At 72.0% G+C, this 22072-nt stretch carries 18 protein-coding genes; 7 read left to right on the top strand and 11 right to left on the bottom strand.

All coding sequences use genetic code 11. The features are described from left to right. Nucleotides 1-13: 13 nt before the first annotated feature. Both ACFJIT_RS10305 and ACFJIT_RS10300 read left to right on the top strand, forming a co-directional pair. Nucleotides 14-220, top strand: a complete 207-nt coding sequence (locus tag ACFJIT_RS10305) for a cold-shock protein (protein WP_130520125.1) — start codon at nt 14-16, stop codon at nt 218-220. A gap of 712 nt (nt 221-932) precedes the next feature. Next, nucleotides 933-1787: a pirin family protein gene (locus tag ACFJIT_RS10300; RefSeq protein WP_379653568.1), complete on the top strand. Its 855-nt coding sequence runs from the start codon at nt 933-935 to the stop codon at nt 1785-1787. Between the two features lie 88 nt (nt 1788-1875). Here the strand turns inward: ACFJIT_RS10300 and ACFJIT_RS10295 are convergent, their stop codons facing one another. Both ACFJIT_RS10295 and ACFJIT_RS10290 read right to left on the bottom strand, forming a co-directional pair. Further along, complete coding sequence (locus ACFJIT_RS10295; RefSeq protein WP_379653567.1) at nt 1876-2334, bottom strand: hypothetical protein; 459 nt, start codon at nt 2332-2334, stop codon at nt 1876-1878. A gap of 252 nt (nt 2335-2586) precedes the next feature. Further along, the gene (locus ACFJIT_RS10290) at nt 2587-3450 is read right to left on the bottom strand and encodes a pirin family protein (protein WP_379653566.1); all 864 of its coding nucleotides are present in this window, start codon (nt 3448-3450) and stop codon (nt 2587-2589) included. A gap of 198 nt (nt 3451-3648) precedes the next feature. On the opposite strand from ACFJIT_RS10290, the gene ACFJIT_RS10285 reads away from it, so the two are divergent. After that, nucleotides 3649-4551 (top strand): LytR/AlgR family response regulator transcription factor, encoded by a 903-nt coding sequence (locus ACFJIT_RS10285; RefSeq protein WP_379653565.1) that lies wholly within the window; start codon nt 3649-3651, stop codon nt 4549-4551. Between the two features lie 150 nt (nt 4552-4701). Beyond that, on the top strand, nt 4702-6978 hold the full coding sequence (locus ACFJIT_RS10280; protein ID WP_379653564.1) for a CocE/NonD family hydrolase: 2277 nt from the start codon (nt 4702-4704) through the stop codon (nt 6976-6978). 255 nt (nt 6979-7233) lie between these two features. Here ACFJIT_RS10280 and nfi read toward each other — a convergent pair whose 3' ends face one another. The 7 genes from nfi to ACFJIT_RS10245 form a co-directional block, all read right to left on the bottom strand. Then, nucleotides 7234-7938, bottom strand: a complete 705-nt coding sequence (gene nfi / locus ACFJIT_RS10275) for a deoxyribonuclease V (RefSeq protein WP_379653563.1) — start codon at nt 7936-7938, stop codon at nt 7234-7236. Further along, nucleotides 7935-8447, bottom strand: a complete 513-nt coding sequence (locus ACFJIT_RS10270; RefSeq protein ID WP_379653562.1) for a histidine phosphatase family protein — start codon at nt 8445-8447, stop codon at nt 7935-7937. The genes nfi and ACFJIT_RS10270 overlap by 4 nt, the downstream gene beginning before the upstream one ends. 61 nt (nt 8448-8508) lie before the next feature. Next, a complete protein-coding gene (locus ACFJIT_RS10265) occupies nt 8509-8700 on the bottom strand; it encodes a DUF3606 domain-containing protein (RefSeq protein WP_130520139.1) in 192 nt (63 codons plus the stop codon). Nucleotides 8701-8799: 99 nt separating this feature from the next. Beyond that, nucleotides 8800-10587, bottom strand: coding sequence for an ABC transporter transmembrane domain-containing protein (locus tag ACFJIT_RS10260; protein WP_379653561.1), 1788 nt, complete (start codon nt 10585-10587; stop codon nt 8800-8802). A gap of 151 nt (nt 10588-10738) precedes the next feature. Further along, complete coding sequence (locus ACFJIT_RS10255; RefSeq protein WP_379653560.1) at nt 10739-11335, bottom strand: IMPACT family protein; 597 nt, start codon at nt 11333-11335, stop codon at nt 10739-10741. Further along, nucleotides 11332-11730: a hypothetical protein gene (locus tag ACFJIT_RS10250; protein WP_379653559.1), complete on the bottom strand. Its 399-nt coding sequence runs from the start codon at nt 11728-11730 to the stop codon at nt 11332-11334. Before ACFJIT_RS10250 ends, ACFJIT_RS10255 begins: the two co-directional genes overlap by 4 nt. 765 nt (nt 11731-12495) lie before the next feature. Beyond that, a complete protein-coding gene (locus ACFJIT_RS10245; protein WP_130523550.1) occupies nt 12496-13050 on the bottom strand; it encodes an RNA polymerase sigma factor in 555 nt (184 codons plus the stop codon). Between the two features lie 234 nt (nt 13051-13284). Here ACFJIT_RS10245 and ACFJIT_RS10240 point away from each other — a divergent pair, with 234 nt between their 5' ends. Continuing rightward, nucleotides 13285-16185, top strand: a complete 2901-nt coding sequence (locus tag ACFJIT_RS10240; protein WP_379653558.1) for an EAL domain-containing protein — start codon at nt 13285-13287, stop codon at nt 16183-16185. Here the strand turns inward: ACFJIT_RS10240 and ACFJIT_RS10235 are convergent. Then, the gene (locus ACFJIT_RS10235) at nt 16182-17921 is read right to left on the bottom strand and encodes a von Willebrand factor type A domain-containing protein (protein WP_379653557.1); all 1740 of its coding nucleotides are present in this window, start codon (nt 17919-17921) and stop codon (nt 16182-16184) included. The two genes, ACFJIT_RS10240 and ACFJIT_RS10235, sit on opposite strands and share 4 nt — an antisense overlap. Nucleotides 17922-18098: 177 nt before the next feature. Here ACFJIT_RS10235 and ACFJIT_RS10230 point away from each other — a divergent pair, with 177 nt between their 5' ends. Both ACFJIT_RS10230 and ACFJIT_RS10225 read left to right on the top strand, forming a co-directional pair. Then, nucleotides 18099-19337: a virulence factor family protein gene (locus ACFJIT_RS10230; protein WP_130561813.1), complete on the top strand. Its 1239-nt coding sequence runs from the start codon at nt 18099-18101 to the stop codon at nt 19335-19337. Between the two features lie 152 nt (nt 19338-19489). After that, nucleotides 19490-20719 (top strand): AcvB/VirJ family lysyl-phosphatidylglycerol hydrolase, encoded by a 1230-nt coding sequence (locus ACFJIT_RS10225; protein ID WP_379653556.1) that lies wholly within the window; start codon nt 19490-19492, stop codon nt 20717-20719. On the opposite strand, the gene xseA is transcribed toward ACFJIT_RS10225, so the two are convergent. Then, nucleotides 20691-22031: an exodeoxyribonuclease VII large subunit gene (xseA, locus tag ACFJIT_RS10220; protein WP_379653555.1), complete on the bottom strand. Its 1341-nt coding sequence runs from the start codon at nt 22029-22031 to the stop codon at nt 20691-20693. The genes ACFJIT_RS10225 and xseA overlap by 29 nt on opposite strands. Between the last annotated feature and the right edge of the window lie 41 nt (nt 22032-22072).

Raw genomic sequence — 22072 nt, 5'->3', positions numbered from 1 at the left:
GATACAAAGAGCTATGCCGTACGGTACCGTCAAGTGGTTCAACGATGCGAAGGGCTTCGGATTCATCGCGCCGGAAGATGGCAGCGCCGATGTCTTCGCGCATCACACCGCGATCAACGCCAAAGGCTTCCGCACCCTGCAGGAAGGCCAGCGCGTGAGCTACGAGGTGACGCAGGGCCCCAAGGGCGCGCAGGCGTCCAACATTACCCCGGCCACCTGAAGAAGCCGATCTCGCACCGTTTTCTTGAACCCCGCTCCGGCGGGGTTTTTTATGGCCGTTCTCCTGCGTCTCGCTGATACCAATGCGTGGCCGGCCACCACTTCGCCAACCAGCCTCGACCTGGCCGGATGCGGATCCCCGGCTCGGTCCGCCATCTAAGGCGGACCGAGCCGCGCTTTGCCCCCTCCCTTTCGCCGAAGGCGAAGGGGAGCTCGAAGTCGCGAACTAGCGACTGAGGGGGTGGGGTGCTTTTGCTCTTCGCTTCGGTGGCTGACAGGGAAAGCCCCGACCCCTCCCCATCCCTCCCCTGCGCTGCGCGCAAGGGAGGGGCCTCAAGTCGATAACTTCCCGTCACTGATCGCGTTGTGCGCAACGGAGGGGTTAGCACGACCCCGCAAACCGAAGTCCTGTGAGCTGACGTGCGCGGCAGCGGGCCGGCGGGTGGTGGCCGCGCCTAGCGAGGCAGGATGCCGAGCGCCCGAGTCAGGGCAGGATGCCCTGACCGAGGGAAAAGCGGACACCGCCCGCCGGCCCGCTGCCCCTCCGAAGCCGGACCGCTCAGGCCGCGCGTTCCAACCAATTGACGATCTTTGCTGCCACCCGCAGCCCCGGCCGTCGCCCGCCGCAATGGATCGTTGCGCGGCGTGGCGGTACTGTCGGCGGCGCGGCGTCGCCATCATCTGGCCAGACGCAAGCCTTCTGGAGTAACGCCATGAACGACACCGCCCATGCGGCCCGCATCGTCCGTACCGTGCGCGGCATGCCCGCCTCCGACGGCGCCGGGGTCAAGCTGACCCGCGTGATCGGCACGCCCGAGCTGCCGGATCTGGATCCGTTCCTGATGCTGGACGAGTTCGGCACCGACAAGGCCGAGGACTACCTGGCCGGCTTCCCCGAGCACCCGCACCGCGGCTTCGAGACGGTGACCTACATGCTCGACGGGCGCATGCGCCACCGCGACAACCATGGCAACCAAGGCCTGCTCACCCCGGGCAGCGTGCAGTGGATGACCGCCGGGCGCGGCCTGGTGCATTCGGAGATGCCCGAGCAGGAATCCGGCCGCATGCGCGGCTTCCAGCTGTGGGTCAACCTGCCGGCCAAGGACAAGATGACCGCGCCCAGGTACCAGGAATTCGCCCCCGAGCGCATCCCGGTGGCCACGCCGGCCGCGGGCGTGGAGGTCAAGGTGATCGCCGGTGCGGTCGGCGAGGTGACCGGCCCGATCGTGCAGCCGGCGACCGACCCGCTCTACCTGGACATCGCGCTGGCGCCCGGCGCGCGCTGGACCTACACCCTGCCCGCAGGCCACAACGCCTTCGCCTATGCCTACGAAGGCGAGATCACGGTGGGCGAGGGCGAGGGCGCGCGCGAACTGCCCAGCCGCACGCTGGCGGTGCTCGGTGGCGGAGAGTCGCTGGTCCTGCAGGCCGGTGCGCAGGGCGCGCGCGTGATCCTGGTGGCCGGCCGCCCGCTGCGCGAGCCGGTGGTGCGCCACGGCCCGTTCGTCATGAATACCCGCCAGGAACTGATGCAGGCCTTCGTCGATTTCCAGGAAGGCCGCTTCTAGCGCGAACCGGTCGGAAAGCCGCCTGCGCTGCCGCCGCGAAACGAAAAGGCCGCCCTCGAGGCGGCCTTTTCGTCGTCGGGGCGATGGCTCAGCGGCGGGTGTTGGCGTCGGCCATCGAGGCCGGGTCGAAGCGCAGGCTGCCCACGGTGGCCATCGCCGCCTGCAGCGCGGCCTCGCTGGGGGCATCGATCCAGACCTGCGCCCAGCGCTCATCGCCCAGCTCGATCAAGGCCATGCGGCTGCGCGCGTCGGGGCGATTGGCGATCCGGGTGTGGTACCAGCGCGCCTTGCGGCCGTCGATCTCGGTCTTCTCCTCGCGCGCGCCGGCCGGCTTGTCCGGCTCCTTGGCGGCCAGCATCACGCCGAAGGCCTGCTGGCCGGCGGCGTCGAGGGCCTTGCAGATCACCAGCGCGGCGGTGCCGCTGCGTTCCCAGTGCAGCCCGGTGCCGGCCGGCAACTGCGGGCAACCGGCCGTGGACTGGGCGGACGCGCCGGCGGCGGCCAGCGACAGCAGCAGGCCGGCGGCGGAGGCAAGGCAGGCTTTCATCGAACGATCCCCAATGCGCAAGGCGCATCGCGCCAGGGGCGATGCGCGGTGGATGGAAGACGAACGCCTCGTCCGGGCCGTGCTGCGCACCCTTGGAACTCCCCTGCGCGCCCGCACGCTGGTGCGGGCCGCCCGGTCGACGCGTCGTGCGGGCGATGCCGGGCGCGCCGGCATCGCACTGCAACATAAGCCAAACCCGGCCCCGCGTGTTGGTCCGGCGGAAGGCTTCGGCGCTGCCGAACGTGCGCCGCGTCAACGTTCCGGCAGGGGGATGAACTCCGGATCGCCGGCGATGCGGCCGAAGCGGCCCTCCAGCCAGTCCTGCTTGGCCTGCTCGATGCGCTCCTTGGAGCTGGACACGAAGTTCCACCACAGATGGCGCGGGCCGTCGAGCGGCTCGCCGCCCACCAGCATGGCCTTCAGCGGCGTCTTGGCGCGCAGCACCGGGCGGGTGCCGCGCTCGAGCACGATCAGGTGGCGCATCGGTACATCGCTTCCGTCCAGCTGCGCCTGGCCGTCCAGGATGTAGAGCGCGCGTTCGACCGCGCTGTCGTCGATGGCCAGCTCGGCCTCCGGCGCCAGATCCAGGGCGACGTTGAAGGTGTCCGAGTACACGCGCACCGGCGATTCGCGGCCCCAGGCGCGGCCGGCGATCACGCGCAGGCGCGCACCATGCTGGTCCCAGTGCGGCAGGGTGGCGGCGGCATGGTGGTAGAACTCCGGCGCGACTTCCTCATCGGACTTCGGCAGCGCCACCCAGGTCTGCATGCCGTGCAGCGGCGCGTGGTCCACGCGCTCGGCCTGCGGGCTGCGCTCGGAATGGGCGATGCCGCGGCCGGCGGTCATCCAGTTCACGTCCCCGGGCCGGATGACCGTGTCCGAGCCGAGCGTGTCGCGGTGACCGATGGCGCCTTGCCACAGGAAGGTGACCGTGGCCAGGCCGATATGCGGATGCGGGCGCACGTCGATGCCGTGCCCGGCGTCGAACTCGGCCGGCCCCATGTGATCGACGAACACGAACGGCCCCACGCTGCGCGCCTGCAGGGTGGGCACGGCCCGGCGGACCTGGAAACCGCCCAGGTCGTGCACGCGCGGTTCGATGACGGTGGCGGTCATTGGCGTCTGCTCCGGTTCGAAAGGCCGGCAGGATCGCATGCCGGCCGGGAGCTCGGCCTGACGATCGCGCACAACGGATTGTTGCAGGTCGGGTAGCAAGTCCGTCACGCGGCGGACGGCGTCCGGCCGCCTGGCCCATCGCTAAGATGCACGGGAGAAAGCCGGGCGCATGGGCTCGCCTGTCGCGCGGAACGAGTGATGAAGCAGCGGAACTTTGATCTTTGCGCGGTCCTGGCGGTCTTCGTCGCCTATACGGTCACGCTCCGGTTCGCGCTCGGCCTGGATCTGGCCGGATCCCTGCTGGGAGGCCTGGCCAACACCCTGCCGGTGGTCATCTTCGGCCTGGCCGTCAGGCGCATCGTCGTCCGGTACCTGATCGGCAAACCCGCCACGGTCCAGCTGCTGGCCCATGCCGTGCTGTGCGCGATGTTCATGCTGCTCTCGTACTGGTTGCTGATCGTGCTGCTCGGCTTTTTCTTCGGCGCCGCGCCCGATGGTTTCGTGGTGCGGCCTTTCAAGGGCGGCGGGGCGGCCTGGCAGTCGCTTCAGAACTTCACGACCTACGCGCTGATCGCCGCGGCTTCCTATCTTTCCGTGCAGATGCGGGTGGCGGCTCCAGCCGGTGCTGGCCAGACCGCAGGGGCACCGGCCGGCGACGTCGCGGTCCAGGCGGCCGAGACGGCGCAAGAGTTCGACAGTGCGCCTGCCTTGGACCCTGTGCAGGAACCGGCGCCCTCCCTCACGCCGCCGGAACCCGAAGCCCGGGTGGACGCGGCGCTGTCCCGCTACTTCGTCAGGATCGGCGACGAGCTTCGCCCGCTCGACATCGGATCGGTCGTCTGCATCGGCGGAGCAGGCGACTACGCGGAGGTGACGACCGTGACCGGCAAGCATCTGGTTCGGGTCACCCTGGCCGAGTTCGCCGGTTCCCTGGACCCGGCCAAGTACGTCTGCGTGCATCGCTCCTGGCTCGTCAACACCGACCGCATCGCCCGGCTGGAGTCGGCGGGCGGCGGGCGGTTGCTGCTGCATCTGGAGACGGGGCAGACGATCTCGACCAGCCGGGAAGGCGCGAGCCTGCTGCGGAGCCGGGTGCTCTGACCGCGGCGAGGTCCCGTTCGCCGTCCGGAAGTGTCCACTCGCCGAATTTCTGACACGGCGTCCCGCGGGTTCAGGACGATCGCCGCCCACAACACGATCGGGTGAGCGGGAGGCGTCGCCCCCGGCCCGGTCCGAAAGGAGCGGTCCCGCATGATCCTGTCCCGTTTGCGTTGGGTGGCCTTCGCAGGCTTGTTGGCGTGTTGCATCGGCTGGGCGGCACCGCCCGGGCAGGTCGCGACGGAGGCGGCGGCGGCGCTGATCCCTCGTTACGAAGGCGCCAGTCAACCCGACGATCTGGTGACGCTTTACCGGCTGCAGTTGTCCGCTGGGCGCTACGGCGCGGCAGAGGCGACGCTGGAGAAGCTGAGCGACCTGTACCGGTCGGTCGAGCCGCGGCGCGTGCCGGCCTTGGTGCCCTGGCAGCTCTATGCCAGGGCCAAAGGCCACGAAGCCCACGGTCAGGCGCCCGGCGAGGCGTTGGCGCAGGCGTTCAACGAGCTCGTCGCCAGTTTGCCGGACGACCGCATCGCGCGGATTCTTCCTGCGTTCCAGGTCGACCTCGACGCGCTCCAGGCCGAAGAGGCCAAGCAGGCGCGCGCCTGCCCGGATCCGGCGACAGCGAGGTGCGCCGCCCCGGAGGCCCTGATCGCGGCGCGCGCAGCCACGGCGGCCTGGCGCTTTCTCATGCCTGTGTCGGAGACCTTGCTGAAGGCCGAGCTGGAGCGGCGCTTCTCGATGCAGCGGGTCCTGATTCCGACTCCCGATGGCGCCCGGATCGACGCGCTGCTGGTGCGCCAGCGTCACCTGGAGGGTGCGCGGTTGACCGCACTGCTGAACTTCACGATCTACGCGCGGGACGACTGGGCGCTGGACGATGCGGTGCAGATGGCTGGGCGCGGCTATATGGGGGTGGTCGCCTTCACGCGGGGCAAGGGACGGGGCAGCAGCCCGGGCCCGGTGGTGCCCTATGTCCACGATGGCCGCGATGCGGACACGGTCATCGATTGGCTTTCCAGGCAGGCCTGGAGCGATGGCCGGGTGGGCATGTTCAGCGGCAGCTACAACGGATTCACGCAGTGGGCCGCGGCCAAGCATCGTCCACCGGCGTTGAAGGCGCTGGCGACCCATGCGACCAATGCGCCCGGTATCGACACGCCGATGCAGGGCGGCGTCTTCCAGAGCTTCATCTATCCATGGCCGCTCTACACCGCCACGGGCAAGTGGCTGGACGACCAGACCTACGGAGACCGTGACCGCTGGGAGCGGCTGCAGCGGCAGTGGTATCGGAGCGGGGCACCGTATCGCGACCTGGACAGGATCGATGGCACGCCCAACCCCGTCTTCGATGCCTGGCTGGACCATCCCGACTACGATCGGTACTGGCAGCAGCTCATTCCCTACGGTCGTGAGTTCGCCGCGATCGACATCCCGGTGCTGGTGCAGACCGGGTATTACGACGGGGGCATGGTCGGCGCCCTCTACTACCTGGAGCAGCATTACCGGTACAGGCCCGACGCCGATCATCGCCTGCTCGTCGGTCCCTACCACCACATCGCGATGCAGACCGGCGTGCTCGCCAGCGTCAACGGCGAGCAGGTCGACCAGGCGGCCCTGATCGATCTGCAGGAGGTGCGGCTGGACTGGTTCGATCATGTCTTCCGCGGCGCGCCGCTGCCGGACGTCCTGCGCGATCGGATCAATTTCCAGGTCATGGGTGCGAACACCTGGCGACACGTCGCGACCCTGGGAGCGATGGCGACCGAACGGCGACGTCTCTACCTGTCCGGGACGCGGGATGCGGACGGTCTGCTGTTCAGCGCCTTGCCGGTCGGACAAGTCGCGCCGACGCTGTCCGTCGACTTCAAGGATCGTCGCGATGCGGATCTGAGCCTTCCGCGCGGAGTGCCCGATACGCGAAATGCGCTGGTCTTCCGGACCGAAAGATTGCGAGAGCCTCTGGAAATCGACGGCCTGTTCCAGGCAAGACTGCAGTTGGTGACCAACAAGGAAGACTTCGACCTGCAGGTCGACTTCTACGAACAGACGCCCGAGGGTCGCTACCTGGATCTGGCGTCCTATCTGGGTCGAGCCAGCTATATGCAGGACCGAACGCGCCGACACCTGCTGCGGCCGGGGCGCACGCAGGTGCTGTCCTTCCAGAGCCAGACGCTGACCGCGCGCCTGCTGGCGCCCGGAAGCCGCATCGTGGCGGTGGTGGGCGTGCCCAAGCGCCCCTATGTCCAGATCAACTACGGCACCGGCGGTGCGGTGAGCGACGAATCCATCGCCGACGCGGGCCACCCGCTGCGGATACGGCTGATGCCGCAGAGCTACTTCGAGCTCGGCGTGCGCGAGAAGCCTGCGGATCTCGCGCCCGGCTCGGCCACAGGGCCTGCATCTGTCGCTTCCGATGGAATGCGCGATTGACGATAGCCTGCGCTGGATCGCTGCGACCGCCGTGCGAGGACCTCGATCCGCGTTGCCCTTTTCGCTGCGCGAAAAGGGGGAGGGCGTGGCTTGCGGCTTGTCTCCCGAGGCGCTGCGCGCTTTTGCCCCCTCCCTTTGGCCGCAGGCCAAGGGGAGGGATCGGGAGGGGTGCTCTTCGCAGGGAAGGCAACAGCAAAAGCACCCCCTCCCAGCCTCCCCCTTCGCTGCGCGAAAGGGGAGGGGCTAGCGCTGCGGCTAGGCCAGCGGCAGCTGCGGGGTGTCGCCGGGCATGGGGCCGCGGCGCGAGGCGAGACGGTCGGCCAGGCGCGTGGGTTCGGGCAGGCGGTAGCCGCGCAGCAGGGCGCGGGTCCAGGTGAGCGCGCCGTCCATCGTCATGCCGGAGCCGGGCGAGACGATCAGCGGATTGCAGCGCAGCTTGCTGCGCAGGGCCCAGCCGATCTGTTCGCCGCGATGGATCAGCGGCGTGTGCTCTCCGGGCTGCGTGCCGGGTGCCTCGAAGCGCCCGCACAGCACCTGCTTGGCCACGCCGAGCGTGGGCAGGCCGGTGACCACGCCGAAATGCGCGGCGATGCCCAGCCGGCGCGGATGGGCGATGCCCTGGCCATCGACGACGACCAGGTCCGGCACCTGCGGCAGGAACTCCAGCGCCTGCACCAGCGCGGGCAGCTCGCGGAAGCTCAGCAGGCCGGGGACGTAAGGCATCGAGGTCGGCACGCGCTGGACCGTGCTGGCGATCAGCTGCAGGCTCGTGCCATCCAGCAGCACGGCGGCCGCGCGCGTGGTGTGGCCTTCGTCCTCGAAGCCGACGTCGAAGCCGGCGATGGTGCGCGGCGCCGCGGGCACGCGATCCTCCAGCACCACGCGCGCCGCCAGCCGCTCCTGCAGGGCGCGCGCGCCGGCGATGCTGCCGTCCCAGCCGGCGAAGACATGACTCGTCATGGGGAAGGTCCGCCGTAGCGCATGTCCTGCACCTGGGCCGCAGCGCGCGCGGAGAGGTGGATGCGCAGCAGTCGATCGGTCTCGCCGTCGCGCAGCGGGCGCACGGTGCACCCGCACAGCGCATCGGCCAGTGGCGCCAGCGTGCTGGGCTGGCCTACCACCAGCACCGTGTCGTGCGGATGCGCCGCCCGCCACTGGCGCGCGCTGTCGTCGGCCGGTCCGCGCGAGAAGTAGCGCAGGCGCTGCGCCCGCGGATGCTGTGCGGCCACCGGTGCGGCGGTCTGCTGGGTGCGCTGGAACTCGTCGGTGTAGATCGCCGCCAGCGGCGCGTCGGCCAGCGCCTGCGCCAGCCGCTGGGCGCGGGCCAGCCCTGCGGGCGACAGGGGCGGGTCTTGGTCGTTGCCCGCCACGGTGTCGGCGTTGGGCACCAGCAGAAAAGTCGCGCCCGCCGCGCTGGAAGCCGTCGGGCGCATCGAAGGCGTGGTGCTGCAGCCGACGAGCAGCAGCATCAGACAGCCGGAGAGCGCGTGGCGAAGCCTGAGCGTGGGAGCGTGGCGCACAGGCGGCGGATCAGGACTGCTGCGGGCGCGATTCGAGGTGGCGCTTGACCTGGTCGGTGGCGGTACCGGCTTCCTGCACGGCGGCGCGCAGGTCCTGCTCGTTGACGTTGAAGTGCCGGGTCCAGTAGGCCAGCTCCCATTCCTCGGTCAGCTCGACCTTGGCGATGTCCTTCGGGATGCGGGGATTGTCGGCGGAACTCATGGCGATCTCACGAGGGAAGACAGGCGACCAGCCTGGGAACCTGCACCGTAAAGGCGCGTGAGCCGCGCCGGCTTCATCTGCACACGGCGGCACGCGGGCTCAGTCGATGAACTGCAGCCGCGCCAGCTCCGCGTACAGCCCGCCCTGGGCCATCAGCGACTCGTGCGTGCCCTGGGCGATGATGCGGCCGCGGTCCATCACCACGATGCGGTCGGCCTTGAGCACGGTCGCCAGGCGATGGGCGATGACCAGCGTGGTGCGCCCGGCCATCAGCCGCTCCAGGGCACTCTGCACGGCGCGCTCGCTCTGCGCGTCCAGCGCGCTGGTGGCCTCGTCCAGCAGCAGGATCGGCGCGTCCTTCAGCAGCGCGCGGGCGATGGCGATGCGCTGCTGCTGGCCGCCGGACAGGCGGGCACCGCGTTCGCCCAGCTGGCTGTCGTAGCCCTCGGGCAGTTCGCGCAGGAAGCCGTCGGCCTCGGCCGCCACCGCGGCGGCGTGCAGCTGCTCGTCGGTGGCCTCGAGCCGGCCGTAGCGGATGTTCTCGGCGGCGCTGGCGGCGAAGATCGTCGGCGCCTGCGGCACCAGCGCGATCTGTTCGCGCAGCGCGGCGGTATCCAGCTGGCGCAGGTCCAGCCCGTCGATGCGGATCGCGCCGGCGTCCACGTCGTGGAAGCGCAGCAGCATCGACAGCACCGTGCTCTTGCCCGCGCCGGACGGGCCGACCAGGGCCACCGTCTCGCCCGGGGCGATGTCCAGGGTGAAGTCGTCCAGCGCCGGCGCGTCCGGCCGGGTGGGATAGCGGAACGAGACGTGGTCGAACTGCACCTGGCCGCGCAGCGGGCGCGGCAGCGGCAGCGGCTGGGCCGGCGGGCGCACGTGCGCCGATTCGTCCAGCAGTTCACCGATGCGGCCCATGCCGCCGGCCGCGCGCTGCAGCTCGTTCCACACCTCGGCCAGCGAACCGACCGAGCCGCCGCCGATCAGCGCATACAGCACGAACTGCGCCAGCGTGCCCGCACTCATGCGCCCGGCGATCACGTCGTGCGCGCCGGACCACAGCACCAGCGTGATCGCGCCGAACACCAGCGTGATCGCCCCGGCGGTCACCAGCGACTGGGCGCGGATGCGCTTGCGCGCGGTCTGCACCGAGACCTGCACCGCCGCCTCGAAGCGCGCCTGCTCGTAGGGCTCGCGCGCATGCGCCTGCACCGTGCGCACCGCGCCCAGCGACTCGCTGGCCAGGGTGTTGGCGTCGGCCACGCGGTCCTGGCTGGCGCGCGCGATGCGGCCCAGCCTGCGCGCGCCCAGCACGATGGGGACCACCGCCGCCGGGATGCCGACCAGCGCGAACGCGGCCAGGTGCGGGCTGGCGATGAACATCATCACCACCGAGCCGATCACCGTGACCGAGCTGCGCACCGCCACCGACATCGCGCTGCCGACCACGCTGCGCAGCAGTTCCGAGTCGGCCGACAGGCGCGAGACCAGCTCGCCGCTGCGGGTGCGGTCGTGGAACTGCGCGTCCAGGCCCAGCAGGTGCGCATAGAGCTGGCGGCGCAGGTCGGCCACCACGCGTTCGCCCAGCAGCGAGACGAAGTAGAAGCGCGCGGCGCTGGCCAGCGCCAGCACCACCGCCACGCCGAACAGGCCCAGGAAGGCGCGGTCGATGTTCGCCCCGCTGGAAAAGCCCTGGTCGATCATCTGCTTGAAGGCGTACGGCAGGCTCAGGGTCGCCGCCGAGGCCATCGCCAGGGCCACCAGCCAGCTCACGAACAGCCCCATGTGGGCGCGCACGAACGGCCACAGCGCGCGCAGGCTGCCCAGCCGGGCCTTGGGGCGCGCGTCGGGCGCGCCGGTGGCGGGAAGCGTCTGGGCTTGGGAATTCATCGGTGCGGACAACCAGTCGAGAGGGGAGGCGCCGGCGGCGATCCGGCCAACGCGTGCCGGCGGTCGGCGCAGGCGCTGGCGCGGAGGCGTCAGGCCGCAGCGGCCGGGCCGGCGCGCATCCTGCCATGGGTGGCGGTGGGCGGCGGGGTTTTCAATGCGCCGGCGCGGCGTCGCGGCACTGCACGCGCCCGCGGGTGGCCTCGCGCAGGGCGTGTTCCAGCGCCTGGCGCCGGTCGGCCGGCAGCTGCACCTGCAGCACCGCGCCGTCGCTGTTGAAGCGCTCGGCGTCCTTCTGCGCGGCGAACGCCGTCAGCGCCGCGTGCACATGGCCCAGGTCGTCGAAGCCGCAGCCGATCTCCAGCCCGGCCATGGCCACCAGCGGCACGCGCGGCGCCTGCCGCAGCGCGCTGGCGGTGCTGCCGCCGTAGGCACGCACCAGCCCGCCCACGCCCAGCTTGATCCCACCGAACCAGCGCGTCACCACCACGGCGATCCGGTCGAAGCCGGCGCCGTCGATCGCCGCCAGGATGGGCCGGCCGGCGCTGCCGCCGGGTTCGCCATCGTCGCTGGAGCGGAACGCCGCGCCGACCCGCCAGGCCCAGCAGTTGTGGGTGGCGTCGGCGTCGCTGACCGCGGCGATGAAGGCCATGGCCGCCTCGGCCGAGTCCACCGGCCCGGCCTGGACCAGGAACCGGCTGTGCTTGACCAGCTGTTCGTGCCGCAGCGGCGCGGCCAGGGTGTCGCTCATGGCAGCAGCGCGCGCAGATCCTCGGGGATCGGCTGCTCGGGATGGGCCTGGACGAAGGCGGCCAGGCTGGCGCGGGCCAGCGCGCCCTCGCCCTCGAAGCGATGCAGGCGGATGCGCTGCAGCCATTGCGCGGGCGGCAGGGCGCGATCCTCGGCCAGGGCGCGTTCCAGCGCTGCAGGCGTCTGATCGCCGGGCATGTCGATGGTGCGCGGTAGCGGAATGTCCCCGGCGCCCGTTGCCTGGGCCGCGCCCAGGGCTTCGCCGGCCGGTGGCGCGGCGCGCCCGGCCTGGGACCTGCGGTCTTCCTGTACGTCGGCGGTTTCGGCCTGGCGCTCGACCTTGCGCGATAACGCCTGCGTGGCGGCGGGCGGCGGGGGTGGGGGCGGCGGTGCCACGGCGTTCGGCGCAGGGGCGGGCGGCGCTGGTGGGGCGGGCGGCGTGTAGAGATCGGCGGCAGGTGCCGGTGCGGGCGGCTGTGCAACTGCAGAGGCCGGCGGGGGGGCGGGCGCGGCCGAGTACGCCTCTGTCTGGGTGCCATCCGCCGACGGTGTGGGTGCGGCCTGCCCAGCCGCAGCCTGGGGCAGGGGCTTCGTCTGCTCGGCCGGCGCCACGAACGGCGCCTCTGGCGGGGGCGGCACGGCGGCGGGCAGCGGCGGCGGCGCTGCTTTGCGCGTGGCACGGCGCCGGGCGGCGTCTGGTTCGGCTTGGGCCGGAGTTTGAGCCGATGCCGGAGCAGATGCCGGAGCCGACGAGGGAGCAACGGCCTCGGACCCGATCCGCAGCCGCCGCGGGCTCGGGCGGCGACGTGGACGGCGAGACGAGGCGCGAGGGCGCGGCCGGCGCCTCTTCGTAGACGACCTGCGTGGTGCGCTGCGGACGCAGCTGCCAGGCCAGGGTCACGGCCAGCAGCAGCGAGGCGGCCACGCCCAGGCCAAGCGACCAGCGCCGGCGCGGGCGGCGCGCACGCGACGCGCCGGTGGCGACCGGGGGTGCCGGCGTGAGGGATGGGCCCGCGTCGTGCGTGGGCGCGGGTTCTTCCGCGGCGGCGCGGGCCGCGGCCAGGATGCGCGCGTCCAGCGCCGGGCCGGGCTCGGCGCGCGCATTGCCGGCGGCCAGGCGCTCGGCCAGGGCGCGCTCTTCCGGCGTCAGCGGCTCTCGGCTCATCGGCCCAGCCCCGCGCGCAGCTTGTCCATGGCATAGCGCAGGCGCGACTTGACCGTCTCGCGGCCCACGCCGGTGATCTGGCCGATCTCCTCCAGGGTCAGTTCCTGTTCCAGTCGCAACAGCAGCACCTCGCGTTGTTCGTCCGGCAGCGCGTCCAGCGCGCGCTGCAGCTCCCGGCGCGATTCGAAGTCGCTGAGCTGGCGCTCCGGGGTCTGCGGGTCCTCGACCCGTTCGGTGCGCGCGTCGGCGTCTTCCGGTGCCGGCGGACGATGCTTGAGCGCGCGCCAGTGATCGTTCAGCCGATTGTGGGCGATCCGGTACAGCCAGGTCGCGAAGCGCGCCTCCGGCTGCCAGCTGGCGCGCGCGCCGATCACCCGCTGCCACACGTCCTGGAACAGCTCGTCGGCGGTCGCGCCATCGCGCAGCTGGCGCAGCAGGAAGCGGTACAGCGGCCCGCGATGGCGCGCGTAGAGCAGCTCGAAGGCGCGCACGTCGCCGGCGGCATAGGCCAGCATCAGGGCGTCGTCGGCGGGCTCGGCGGCATCGTTCACCGCCGCTAGCCTACGGGGTGAGGCCTGCGTCTCAAAGTCGGCGGGCCGCCACGGGCTGCGGCCACGCGCGCGGGGCGGGCGTCCGTATACTCGCGCGTTCGGTCGGGCCGCAGGCATGGAAGGAGCAACGTCCATGCGCCCGGTGCGGGGTCGCGCCACCGTCACACGGCCGGCTGGAAGCTGGCACGAAGTGTGCATCTGCTCTGTGTAATCGCAGTGACTGGGGGGGAATCGATGTCGGGCCAGACCGCCACTGCCGTGCAGCAGGCCGGGATCAGCGCCGTGGCGGCGGACGCCGTGGCGCAGGTCCTGTGCGGCCTGCTGCCCGATGGCTCGCAGGTCGTGGCCTGCTGGCGGGACTGGGCGATCGGCGCCGGTGGCGCGGCCAGCGAAGGCGCCGGCCCGGCACTGCGCCGGCGCGCCGAGCAGGCGCTGTGGGACAACCCCCAGCACGTGGTCCGCAACGAGGACGAGCTGCTGCTGGCCTGGTCCAACGTGGAAGGCAATGCGCGCATGTCCCTGGCCGCCAGCCTGGCCGCGCCGCTGTCGCCGGCGCAGGTCACTGCGTGGAAGGCGGCCGCCCAGGCGCTGATCGGTGCCGTGCTCGAGGCCGAGCGCGCCGCCGCCCGCGTGGTCACCCTGGAGAAGTCCAAGCGCCTGCAGCAGGCGCTGTACGAGATCGCCGACCTGGCCAGCGCCGATCTGGAAATGAGCGAGATGCTGGCCCGCATCCACGCCGTGGTCGGCACGCTGATGTACGCGGAGAACTGCTACATCGTGCTCTACGACGAGGTGCGCCGCACGATGCGCTTCCTCTACTTCGCCGATCTGATCGACCCCTACGTGGCCGATCCGGAACGCGAGTTCGGCGAGGAGGAGATGCGCAACAGCATGACCCTGGCCCTGCTGCACCACGGCAAGCCGATGCGCGGGCCGTCGGCGGCGGTGAGCCAGCGTCTGGGAGTGACGCTGGACGCCAGCCATGGCCCGGAAAGCGTGGACTGGCTGGGCGTGCCGATGCGGCGCGACGACCGCGTCTGCGGTGCGATCGTGGTGCAGAGCTACGACACCCCGGCCAGCTACACCGACGAGGACCGCGCGCTGCTGAGCTACGTGGCCCAGCACATCCTCACCGCGCTGGACCGGCGCCACGCGCACGAGGAGCTGGAGGCGCGCATCGAGGCGCGCACCCGCGAGCTGCAGCTGACCAACCGCGAGCTGCAGGCCGAGATCCAGGAGCGCCGCCGCGCCGAGAAGCTGCAGACCGCGCTGTTCCGCATCACCGAGCTGGCCAACACCTCGGCCTCGCTGGAGGAGTTCTACGCCGCCGTGCACGGCGTGGTGGACGAGCTGATCGTGGCGCGCAACTTCTACATCGCGTTGCTCGACGACGATGGCCAGACGCTGCATTTCCCGTATTCGGTCGATCAGCAGGATCCGGCGCGCCGATCGCGGCGCGCCATCCGCGGCCTGACCGAGTACGTCATCCGCACCAGCCGGCCGCTGCTGGCCGAGGCCGAGGACGTGGCCGAACTGGTGGCCAGCGGGCAGGTGATCCAGCACGGCCCGCCGTCCTACAGCTGGCTGGGCGTGCCGCTGGACCAGGGCGGGGAGACCCGCGGCTGCGTGGTGGTGCAGAGCTACTCGAGCGAGGTGCACTACACCTTGCACGACCAGAACCTGCTGTCCTTCGTCGCCCACCATTTCGGCGCCGGCCTGGCCCGGCAGCGCGCGCGCGAGTCGCTGCGCGCCGCGCACCTGGAGCTGGAGGCGCGGGTGGAGGCGCGCACCTTCGAGCTGGCCGAGGCCAACGCCAAGCTGATGGCGCAGATCGGCGAGCGCCTGCGCGCCGAGCAGCGCCTGACCTACCAGGCCACGCACGATGCGCTGACCGGGCTGCCCAACCGCGCCTTCCTGCTCGAGAGCCTGACCGCCGCCATCGCCCGCGCCCAGGCCAATCCGGGGCATCACTTCGCGGTGCTGTTCATGGACCTGGACCGCTTCAAGCTGGTCAACGACTCCATCGGTCATGCCGCCGGCGACGAACTGCTGATCGAGGTGGCGCGGCGCATCACCTCGCAGGTGCGCGAGGGCGATCTGGTCGCGCGCCTGGGCGGCGACGAGTTCGCGATGGTGATCGCCTGCCGGCGCGGCGCGTACGAGGCGGTGGAGTTCGCCTCGCGCCTGCTCGAAGCGCTCAACCGGCCGATGTGGGTGGCCGGGCGCGAGCTGTTCCCGGCGGCCAGCATCGGCATCGCCGCCTGGCATCCGCGCTACCAGCGCGGTGAGGATCTGCTGCGCGACGCCGACGCGGCGATGTACCGGGCCAAGGCCGAAGGGCGCGAGCGCAGCGCGGTGTTCGACGAGCACATGCGCGAGGCGGCGATGCAGAGCCTGGACCTGGAGGCCGACCTGCGCCGTGCGATCAACAGCCAGCACTTCAGTCCGCATTTCCAGCCGATCCTGCGCGTGTCCGACGGCGCGGTGGTCGGCCACGAGGCGCTGCTGCGCTGGCACCACGAACGCCGCGGCCTGCTGCTGCCGGGGCAGTTCCCGGCCCAGGGCGAGGACAGCGGCCTGATCGAACAGATCGACTGGCTGCTCTACGAGCAGGTGGTCAGCCGCATCAGCGCCGGCGTGGACGGCTACGTCTCGGTCAACGTCTCGCCGCGACACTTCCGTTCGCCCGATTTCGCCAGCCGGCTGCTGCGGCTGCTCGACCAGCACCATGCCGATCCGGCGCAGCTGCGCGTGGAGATCACCGAGATCGCGCTGCTGGACGATGCCCCGCGCGCGCTGCGCATGCTCGAACAGCTGCGTGCGCGCGGCGTGCTGGCGCAGCTGGACGATTTCGGTACCGGCTTCTCGGCGCTGTCGTATCTGCATCGCTTCCCGATCTCGGCGCTGAAGATCGACCGCAGCTTCATCGCCGGCCTGGGCGAGGAACATCGCGAGGAAAGCCTGGCCCTGGTGCGCGCCATCCTGGCCCTGGCCGGCACGCTGGGCATCGAGACCATCGCCGAAGGCGTGGAGACCACGCCGCAGCTGGCCGCCCTGCGCGAACTGGGCTGCAGTTACGCGCAGGGCTATCTGCTCGGCCGCCCCGGGCCGGTGCTGGGCGAACGCGCGCTCTAGCGCACCACCGCCGGCACCGGCGCCACCGCCATGCCTTCATCCTGGCTCGGTGCCACCAGCGCGCGCGCCTGGCCCGCCAGTTCGACGAACTCATGGCGCAGGCCGTCCGGATCCTCGCCGCTGGCCGCGCGCGCCGTGGCGATCACCTGGTCCCAGCCCCAGCCGTCGAAGCGCGTGCCGCCGCGCAGCAGGTCGGCATAGCCGGCCACCGCGCTGGCGAAGCGCAGCGAGGCGCCGGGCTGGGCCTGCGCGGAGGACGCCAGGATCGGCACCTCGATCAGGCGGCTGGTGTCCTCGCCGGGGCGCTTGTAGCGCAGGCGCAGGTCGGCGACCTCGCGCGCATCGCCGGAAGGCTTCGACGAGGCGCCGTAGCGCAGCGCCGGCAGGCGCGCCGCGCCCGATCCGGCCGGGGTCAGCTCGTACAGCGCGGTCACTTCGTGGCCGGCGCCGATGTCGCCGGCATCGACCTTGTCGTTGGCGAAGTCCTCGCGCGCCAGGGCCCGGTTCTCGTAGCCGATCAGGCGGTACTCGGCCACCGCGGCGGGGTTGAACTCCACCTGGATCTTCACGTCGCGCGCGATGGTCAGCAGCGTGCCCTGCAGCTGCTGCACCAGCACCTTGCGCGCCTCGCGGTCCGAGTCGATGTAGGCGTGCTGACCGTCGCCGACATCGGCCAGGCGCTCGGCCAGTTCATCGTTGTAGTTGCCCTGGCCGAAGCCGAGCGTGCTCAGCGCCACGCCCGCCTTGCGCGCATCGCCGACCAGGGTCTCCAGCGCGCGCTGGTCGACCGTGCCGACGTTGAAGTCGCCATCGGTGGCCAGCAGCACGCGGTTGCTGCCGCCGGGGATGAAGGCCTGGCGCGCCATCGCATAGGCCAGCGCGATGCCCGCGCCGCCGTTGGTGCTGCCGCCGGCCTCCAGCCGGTCCAGCGCGGCCAGGATTTTGGCGTGGGCGTCGCCCGGGGTCGGCGGTAGCACCAGTCCGGCCGAGCCGGCGTAGACCACGATCGAGACGCGATCCTGCGCGCGCAGCTGCGGCACCAGCAGCGCCAGCGACTGCTTGAGCAGCGGCAGCTTGTCCGGCGCGTCCATCGAGCCGGAGGTGTCGATCAGGAACACCAGGTTGGACGGCGGCAGCTCGCGCTTGGGCAGCGCGTAGCCCTTGATGCCGATCATCAGCACCTGGCGTTGCGCATTCCACGGCGCCGGAGCCAGTTGCGTGGTGACGCGGAACGGGACCTGCGGGCTCTCGGGTGCGGGATGGTGGTAGTCGAAGTAATTGATGAATTCCTCGGCGCGCACCGCGTCGGCCGGCGGGCGCTCGCCGGCGCGGACCATGCGCCGCACGTTGCTGTAGCTGCCGGTGTCCACGTCGATGGAGAAGGTCGAGACCGGCTGCTCGTCGGTGCGCCGCACCGGGTTGTCGTCCTGGTGGGCGTAGCGCTCGGTATCGACCGCGGGCGGTGGCGGCACGGCGGCGGGCAGGGGCGCCACGATGCCGGCGGCCGCCATGCGCATGGCGCGTTGCGGCATCGGAGGTGGCGGTGGCGGGGCCGGCGGTGCAGGCGGTGAGAGCAAGGGGGCGGACTGGTAGGAGTCCGCGGCAATAGCGGCCTGCTCGGCGGCCTCGGTTGCCACTGCGCGCTCCTGGGCGGCGGGCGACGGCGGCGTGGAGGAGCAGGCCGCCAGCGCGGCGGCGATCAGCAGGGACAGGCAGGTGCGGGGTGTGCGGCGCATGGCGGTGGCTTCCTGGGTTGGACGACAGGCAGGCAAACGCGCCAGCCGACGTAGCGGGGTTGCGGCGTTGCACGGTCCGGGTCGGTTCAACCGCGACAAAACGGACCTGGTCCGGGCCTTCACGCCACGACAACATTTCGCTAGGCTGCGGCACCTTTTTTGCCGTCTGGAATCGCGATGCGCCTCCGACCCTGGGTCCGCTGGACGCTGCTGGCCCTGCTGTTGAGCGTCTGCGCCTGCGTGGCGCTGGCCTCGCATCTGCGCCGGGATCATCTGGGCAAGCCGTTCGGCGTGGCGCTGACCTTCGAACCGGCCGGCAAGGCGCGCGGCGTGGTGGTGGTGATGGCCGAGCGTGCCCGACGGCGCAGCGAGGCGGCGCAGCTGGCGCAGTCGCTGGCCGACCGCGGCCTGCTGGTGGCGCTGGTGCCGGCCGGCCAGGCGCTGGCGCACGTCGATCCACATCATTGCGAGCTGGTCGCCAACAGCGTGGAGCGCGTGGGCCGGCGCCTGATGCGCCAAGGCGGGGTGGATGCCTACTTCGCGCCGATGCTGGTCGGCGCCGACGCGGCGGGCGGCGCGCTGGCGCGCTTGGCGGTGGCCAATGCGCTGCCGCAGACCGTGGTCGGCGCGGTCCTGAACGGACCCGCCGCGGCCGCGCCTCCGGGCTGTGCGCTGGCGCCGTCCTCGGCCGAGCAGGGCTTCGTGCTGGAGCAGGCCGGCCCGCAGGCGGTGGCCGATACAGTGGTGGCGCACCTGCCGCGGCCGGAGCCGGCGTTCCGCGGCCTGCCGCTGACCGAGCTGCCGGCCGCCGGCAGCCATCGTCTGGCGATCTTCATTTCCGGCGACGGCGGCTGGCGCAGCCTGGACAAGGGCGTGAGCAGCGGCCTGCGCGCGCAGGGCGTGTCGGTGGTGGGCTGGGACAGCCTGCGCTACTTCTGGTCGCGGCGCACGCCCGAGGAGACCGCCGCCGACCTGGCCGCAGTGATCGACGAATACCGCCAGCGCTGGCATGCCGACGAGGTCGAACTGATCGGCTACTCGTTCGGCGCCGACGCCATGCCCTTCCTCTACAACCGCCTGCCACCGGCCACGCGCGCCAGCGTACGCTCGATCTCGCTGCTGGGACTGGGCCATGACGCCTCGTTCCGCGTCTCGGTCGGCGGCTGGCTGGGGACCCCGTCCTCGGACGACGCGCCGGTGGAGCCGGAGCTGGCCAAGCTGCCGCCCGGCATGCTGCTGTGCGTCTACGGCGAGGAAGAGAAGGACACGCTGTGCCCGGCGCTGGCCGCGCGCGGCATCCGCGTGGCCAAGACCGGTGGCGGCCACCATTTCGACCACAACATCCCGGCCATGGTCGAGCGCCTGCGCGCCAACTTCGAGCGCAACGCGCCCGCCGGCGCACGGGTGGCCCAGTAGGGGTTCGAGCGGCGCGCTCTTCCCGCGCCGGGCCCCTCGCGGCCCCGCTGACGAAATCCCCGCAAGTCCGCGCCGGCCCGATTGGCCTTCGGCCGCGGCCCGTTGCGTTGTTGGGGAATGAACGTGCCGTGGGGTCGTGCAGGGGAAGGGATGTGAAACGTGTTGGCTGGATCGCCGCGGCCGTGGTGGGCGTGCTGGTGTTGGGGGGATGGGGCGGCTACCGCCTGCTGCAGCTCAAGCGGGTCGGGGGGCCGTTCGGCCTGGTCCAGGTGCAGCGGCCGGCCTCGGCGCCGCGCGCGCTGGTCCTGCTGCTGGGCGAAGGCCGCGACACCCCGCGCCTGGCGGCCGATGCGCAGGCGCTGACCGCCGCCGGGGCCGTGGTCGGCGTGGTCGATGTGAGCCGTTACCTGGCGCGGGCGGGCCAGGACTGCGCCCAGTACGCGGTGGATCTGAACTGGCTCGGCGAGCGCGTGCTGCGCGGCGCCGGTGTGGACGACTACATCGCGCCGCTGCTGGTGGGCGTGGGCCAGGGCGCGCAGATGGCGCGGGCGGCGCTGGTCCACAGCCGCAGCCCGGACGTCAGCGCCGGGGTGGTCGAGCGCGTGGCCGGCGCGGCACCGGTCGCCTGCCAGGCAGCCGCGGCGCCGGGCCTGGGCGAAGTCGTCGAGGCCGCGCCCGATGCCGTGGTCGCCACCAGCGTCGCGCGTTTTGCCCCGCCGGCGGCACCGTTCCGCGGCCTGCCGCTGGTGGAGATGCCGCATGCGGACGCGCAGCGGCTGGTGATCCTGATGACCGGCGACGGTGGCTGGCAGCCCATCGACCAGCAGATCGCCACCGCGCTGCACGACCAGGGCGCGGCCGTGATCGGCTGGAGCAGCCTGCGCTATTTCTGGAAGGCCAAGACGCCCGAGCGGACCGCGGCCGACCTGTCGGCGGTGATCGCCGAGTACCAGCGCCGCTGGCATGTGTCGCAGGTCGACCTGGTGGGCTATTCGTTCGGCGCCGACGTGCTGCCGTTCCTGTACGGGCGGCTGCCGGCCGCCCAGCAGGGGCAGGTGCGGCGCGTGGCGCTGCTGGGGCTGGCGACCAATGCCAACTTCACCGTGCGCATCGGCGGCTGGCTGGGCTGGAGCGCGGGCAGCGCCTATCCGATCAAGCCGCAGCTGGCCAGGATCCCCGCGCAGAAGATCCTGTGCGTCTACGGCCAGGATGAGGACGAGGACGCCACGCTGTGTCCGTCGCTGCGCGGCACCGGCGTCGATGTGCGCATGGCGCCGGGCGGCCACCACTTCGAGACCGGTCAAGTCGCCGGCTGGATCACCGGTCCGGCGCCCGGCGTGGCGGTCGCCGGGCTTACTTCGGCGGCAGCACCTGCACGCTGAGCGTGCCGTCGGCCAGTCGCGCCTCCAATCGATCGCCCACCGCCACCTGCGTAGTCGAGCGCACCAGCGTGCCGTCCTCGCGGCTGACCAGCGCGTAGCCGCGGGCCACGGTCGCCAGCGGGCTGATGGCCTCCAGCGAGCGGGCCAGTCCGGTCAGGCGCAGGGCCTCGCGCTGCAGCTGGCGGCCGATGGCCGCCTGCGGCCGTGCCTGCAGGGCGGCCAGACGCTCGGCCAGCGCGGCCAGGCGCCGCTGCGGTGAATGCGCGCGCAGCACGCCTTCGGCATGGCGCAGCCGCGCGCGGCGCCGTTCCAGCTGGCGCTGCCACTGCGCCTGCAGGTGGCGCAGGGCATCGGCATGGCGGCGGCGCATCAGCGCCAGTCGCGCCTGCGGGCCTTGCGCCTGCAGGCGCAGCCAGGCGCGGTCCACGCGCTGCTGGACGCGGTCCATGTGGTGGGCGTGCAAGGTGTGCAGGCGCCGGCCCAGGCCGCGCAGGCGGGTGCCCAGGTCGGCGATCGACGGCACCAGCAGCTCGGCCGCGGCCGAGGGCGTGGGCGCGCGCAGGTCGGCGGCGAAATCGCACAGGGTGAAGTCGGTCTCGTGACCGACCGCCGACACCACCGGCACGGCGCAGGCGGCCACCGCGCGCACCAGCGCCTCGTCGTTGAACGCCCACAGGTCCTCGATCGAGCCGCCGCCGCGCGTGACCAGCACCGCGTCGTAGCGGCCGCTGGCCCCGGCCGCCTGCACCAGCGCGGCGACCTGCGCCGCGGCCGTGGCGCCCTGCACCTGGGTCGGCAGCACGTCCACCTCCAGCAGCGGGAAGCGTCGGCCCAGCACGCTGATCACATCGCGCACCGCCGCGCCGCTGGGCGAGGTGATGACCGCCAGGCGGCGCGGGAAGGCCGGCAGCGGGCGCTTGCGCGCGGGGTCGAACAGGCCCTCGGCCGCCAGCCGTGCCTTGAGCTGCTCGAAGGCGCGCCGCAGCGCGCCTTCGCCGGCCTCTTCCATGTGGTCCAGCACCAGCTGGTACTCGCCGCGCGCCTCGTACAGCGTGACCCGCCCGCGCGCCAGCACGCGCAGGCCCTCGCGCGGGACGAACTTCAGCCAGCTGCTCTTGGGCTTGAACATCGCGCAGCGCACCTGGGCGCGCGCGTCCTTGAGGGTGAAGTACAGATGTCCCGACGCCGGCCGGGTGACGTTGCCCAGCTCGGCCTCCACCCAGATCGCCGCGAAGCTGCCTTCCAGCAGGTCGCGGGCCAGGGTGTTGAGCTGGGACGGGGTCAGGACGTCGCGGTCGGGCAGGTCGTTCATCAGCGCGCCAGTGTAGCGGTGTGCATGTCGTTGGGGCGGAG

The organism is Pseudoxanthomonas sp. UC19_8, from assembly GCF_042700505.1.
GTDB classification, from domain to species: Bacteria; Pseudomonadota; Gammaproteobacteria; order Xanthomonadales; family Xanthomonadaceae; genus Pseudoxanthomonas_A; species Pseudoxanthomonas_A winnipegensis.
This window is presented reverse-complemented; position numbering and strand designations above follow the sequence as displayed.

Bases quoted from the DNA above. Each gene is read 5' to 3' on its own strand.
- xseA (WP_379653555.1), bottom strand. From the start codon at position 22,031: ATGAACGACCTGCCCGACCGCGACGTCCTGACCCCGTCCCAGCTCAAC.
- ACFJIT_RS10305 (WP_130520125.1), top strand. From the start codon at position 14: ATGCCGTACGGTACCGTCAAGTGGTTCAACGATGCGAAGGGCTTCGGA.
- ACFJIT_RS10265 (WP_130520139.1), bottom strand. From the start codon at position 8,700: ATGAGTTCCGCCGACAATCCCCGCATCCCGAAGGACATCGCCAAGGTC.
- ACFJIT_RS10260 (WP_379653561.1), bottom strand. From the start codon at position 10,587: ATGAATTCCCAAGCCCAGACGCTTCCCGCCACCGGCGCGCCCGACGCG.
- ACFJIT_RS10290 (WP_379653566.1), bottom strand. From the start codon at position 3,450: ATGACCGCCACCGTCATCGAACCGCGCGTGCACGACCTGGGCGGTTTC.
- ACFJIT_RS10230 (WP_130561813.1), top strand. From the start codon at position 18,099: ATGCGCCTCCGACCCTGGGTCCGCTGGACGCTGCTGGCCCTGCTGTTG.
- ACFJIT_RS10255 (WP_379653560.1), bottom strand. From the start codon at position 11,335: ATGAGCGACACCCTGGCCGCGCCGCTGCGGCACGAACAGCTGGTCAAG.
- nfi (WP_379653563.1), bottom strand. From the start codon at position 7,938: ATGACGAGTCATGTCTTCGCCGGCTGGGACGGCAGCATCGCCGGCGCG.
- ACFJIT_RS10295 (WP_379653567.1), bottom strand. From the start codon at position 2,334: ATGAAAGCCTGCCTTGCCTCCGCCGCCGGCCTGCTGCTGTCGCTGGCC.
- ACFJIT_RS10285 (WP_379653565.1), top strand. From the start codon at position 3,649: ATGAAGCAGCGGAACTTTGATCTTTGCGCGGTCCTGGCGGTCTTCGTC.
- ACFJIT_RS10300 (WP_379653568.1), top strand. From the start codon at position 933: ATGAACGACACCGCCCATGCGGCCCGCATCGTCCGTACCGTGCGCGGC.
- ACFJIT_RS10240 (WP_379653558.1), top strand. From the start codon at position 13,285: ATGTCGGGCCAGACCGCCACTGCCGTGCAGCAGGCCGGGATCAGCGCC.
- ACFJIT_RS10270 (WP_379653562.1), bottom strand. From the start codon at position 8,447: ATGCTGCTGCTCGTCGGCTGCAGCACCACGCCTTCGATGCGCCCGACG.
- ACFJIT_RS10280 (WP_379653564.1), top strand. From the start codon at position 4,702: ATGATCCTGTCCCGTTTGCGTTGGGTGGCCTTCGCAGGCTTGTTGGCG.
- ACFJIT_RS10235 (WP_379653557.1), bottom strand. From the start codon at position 17,921: ATGCGCCGCACACCCCGCACCTGCCTGTCCCTGCTGATCGCCGCCGCG.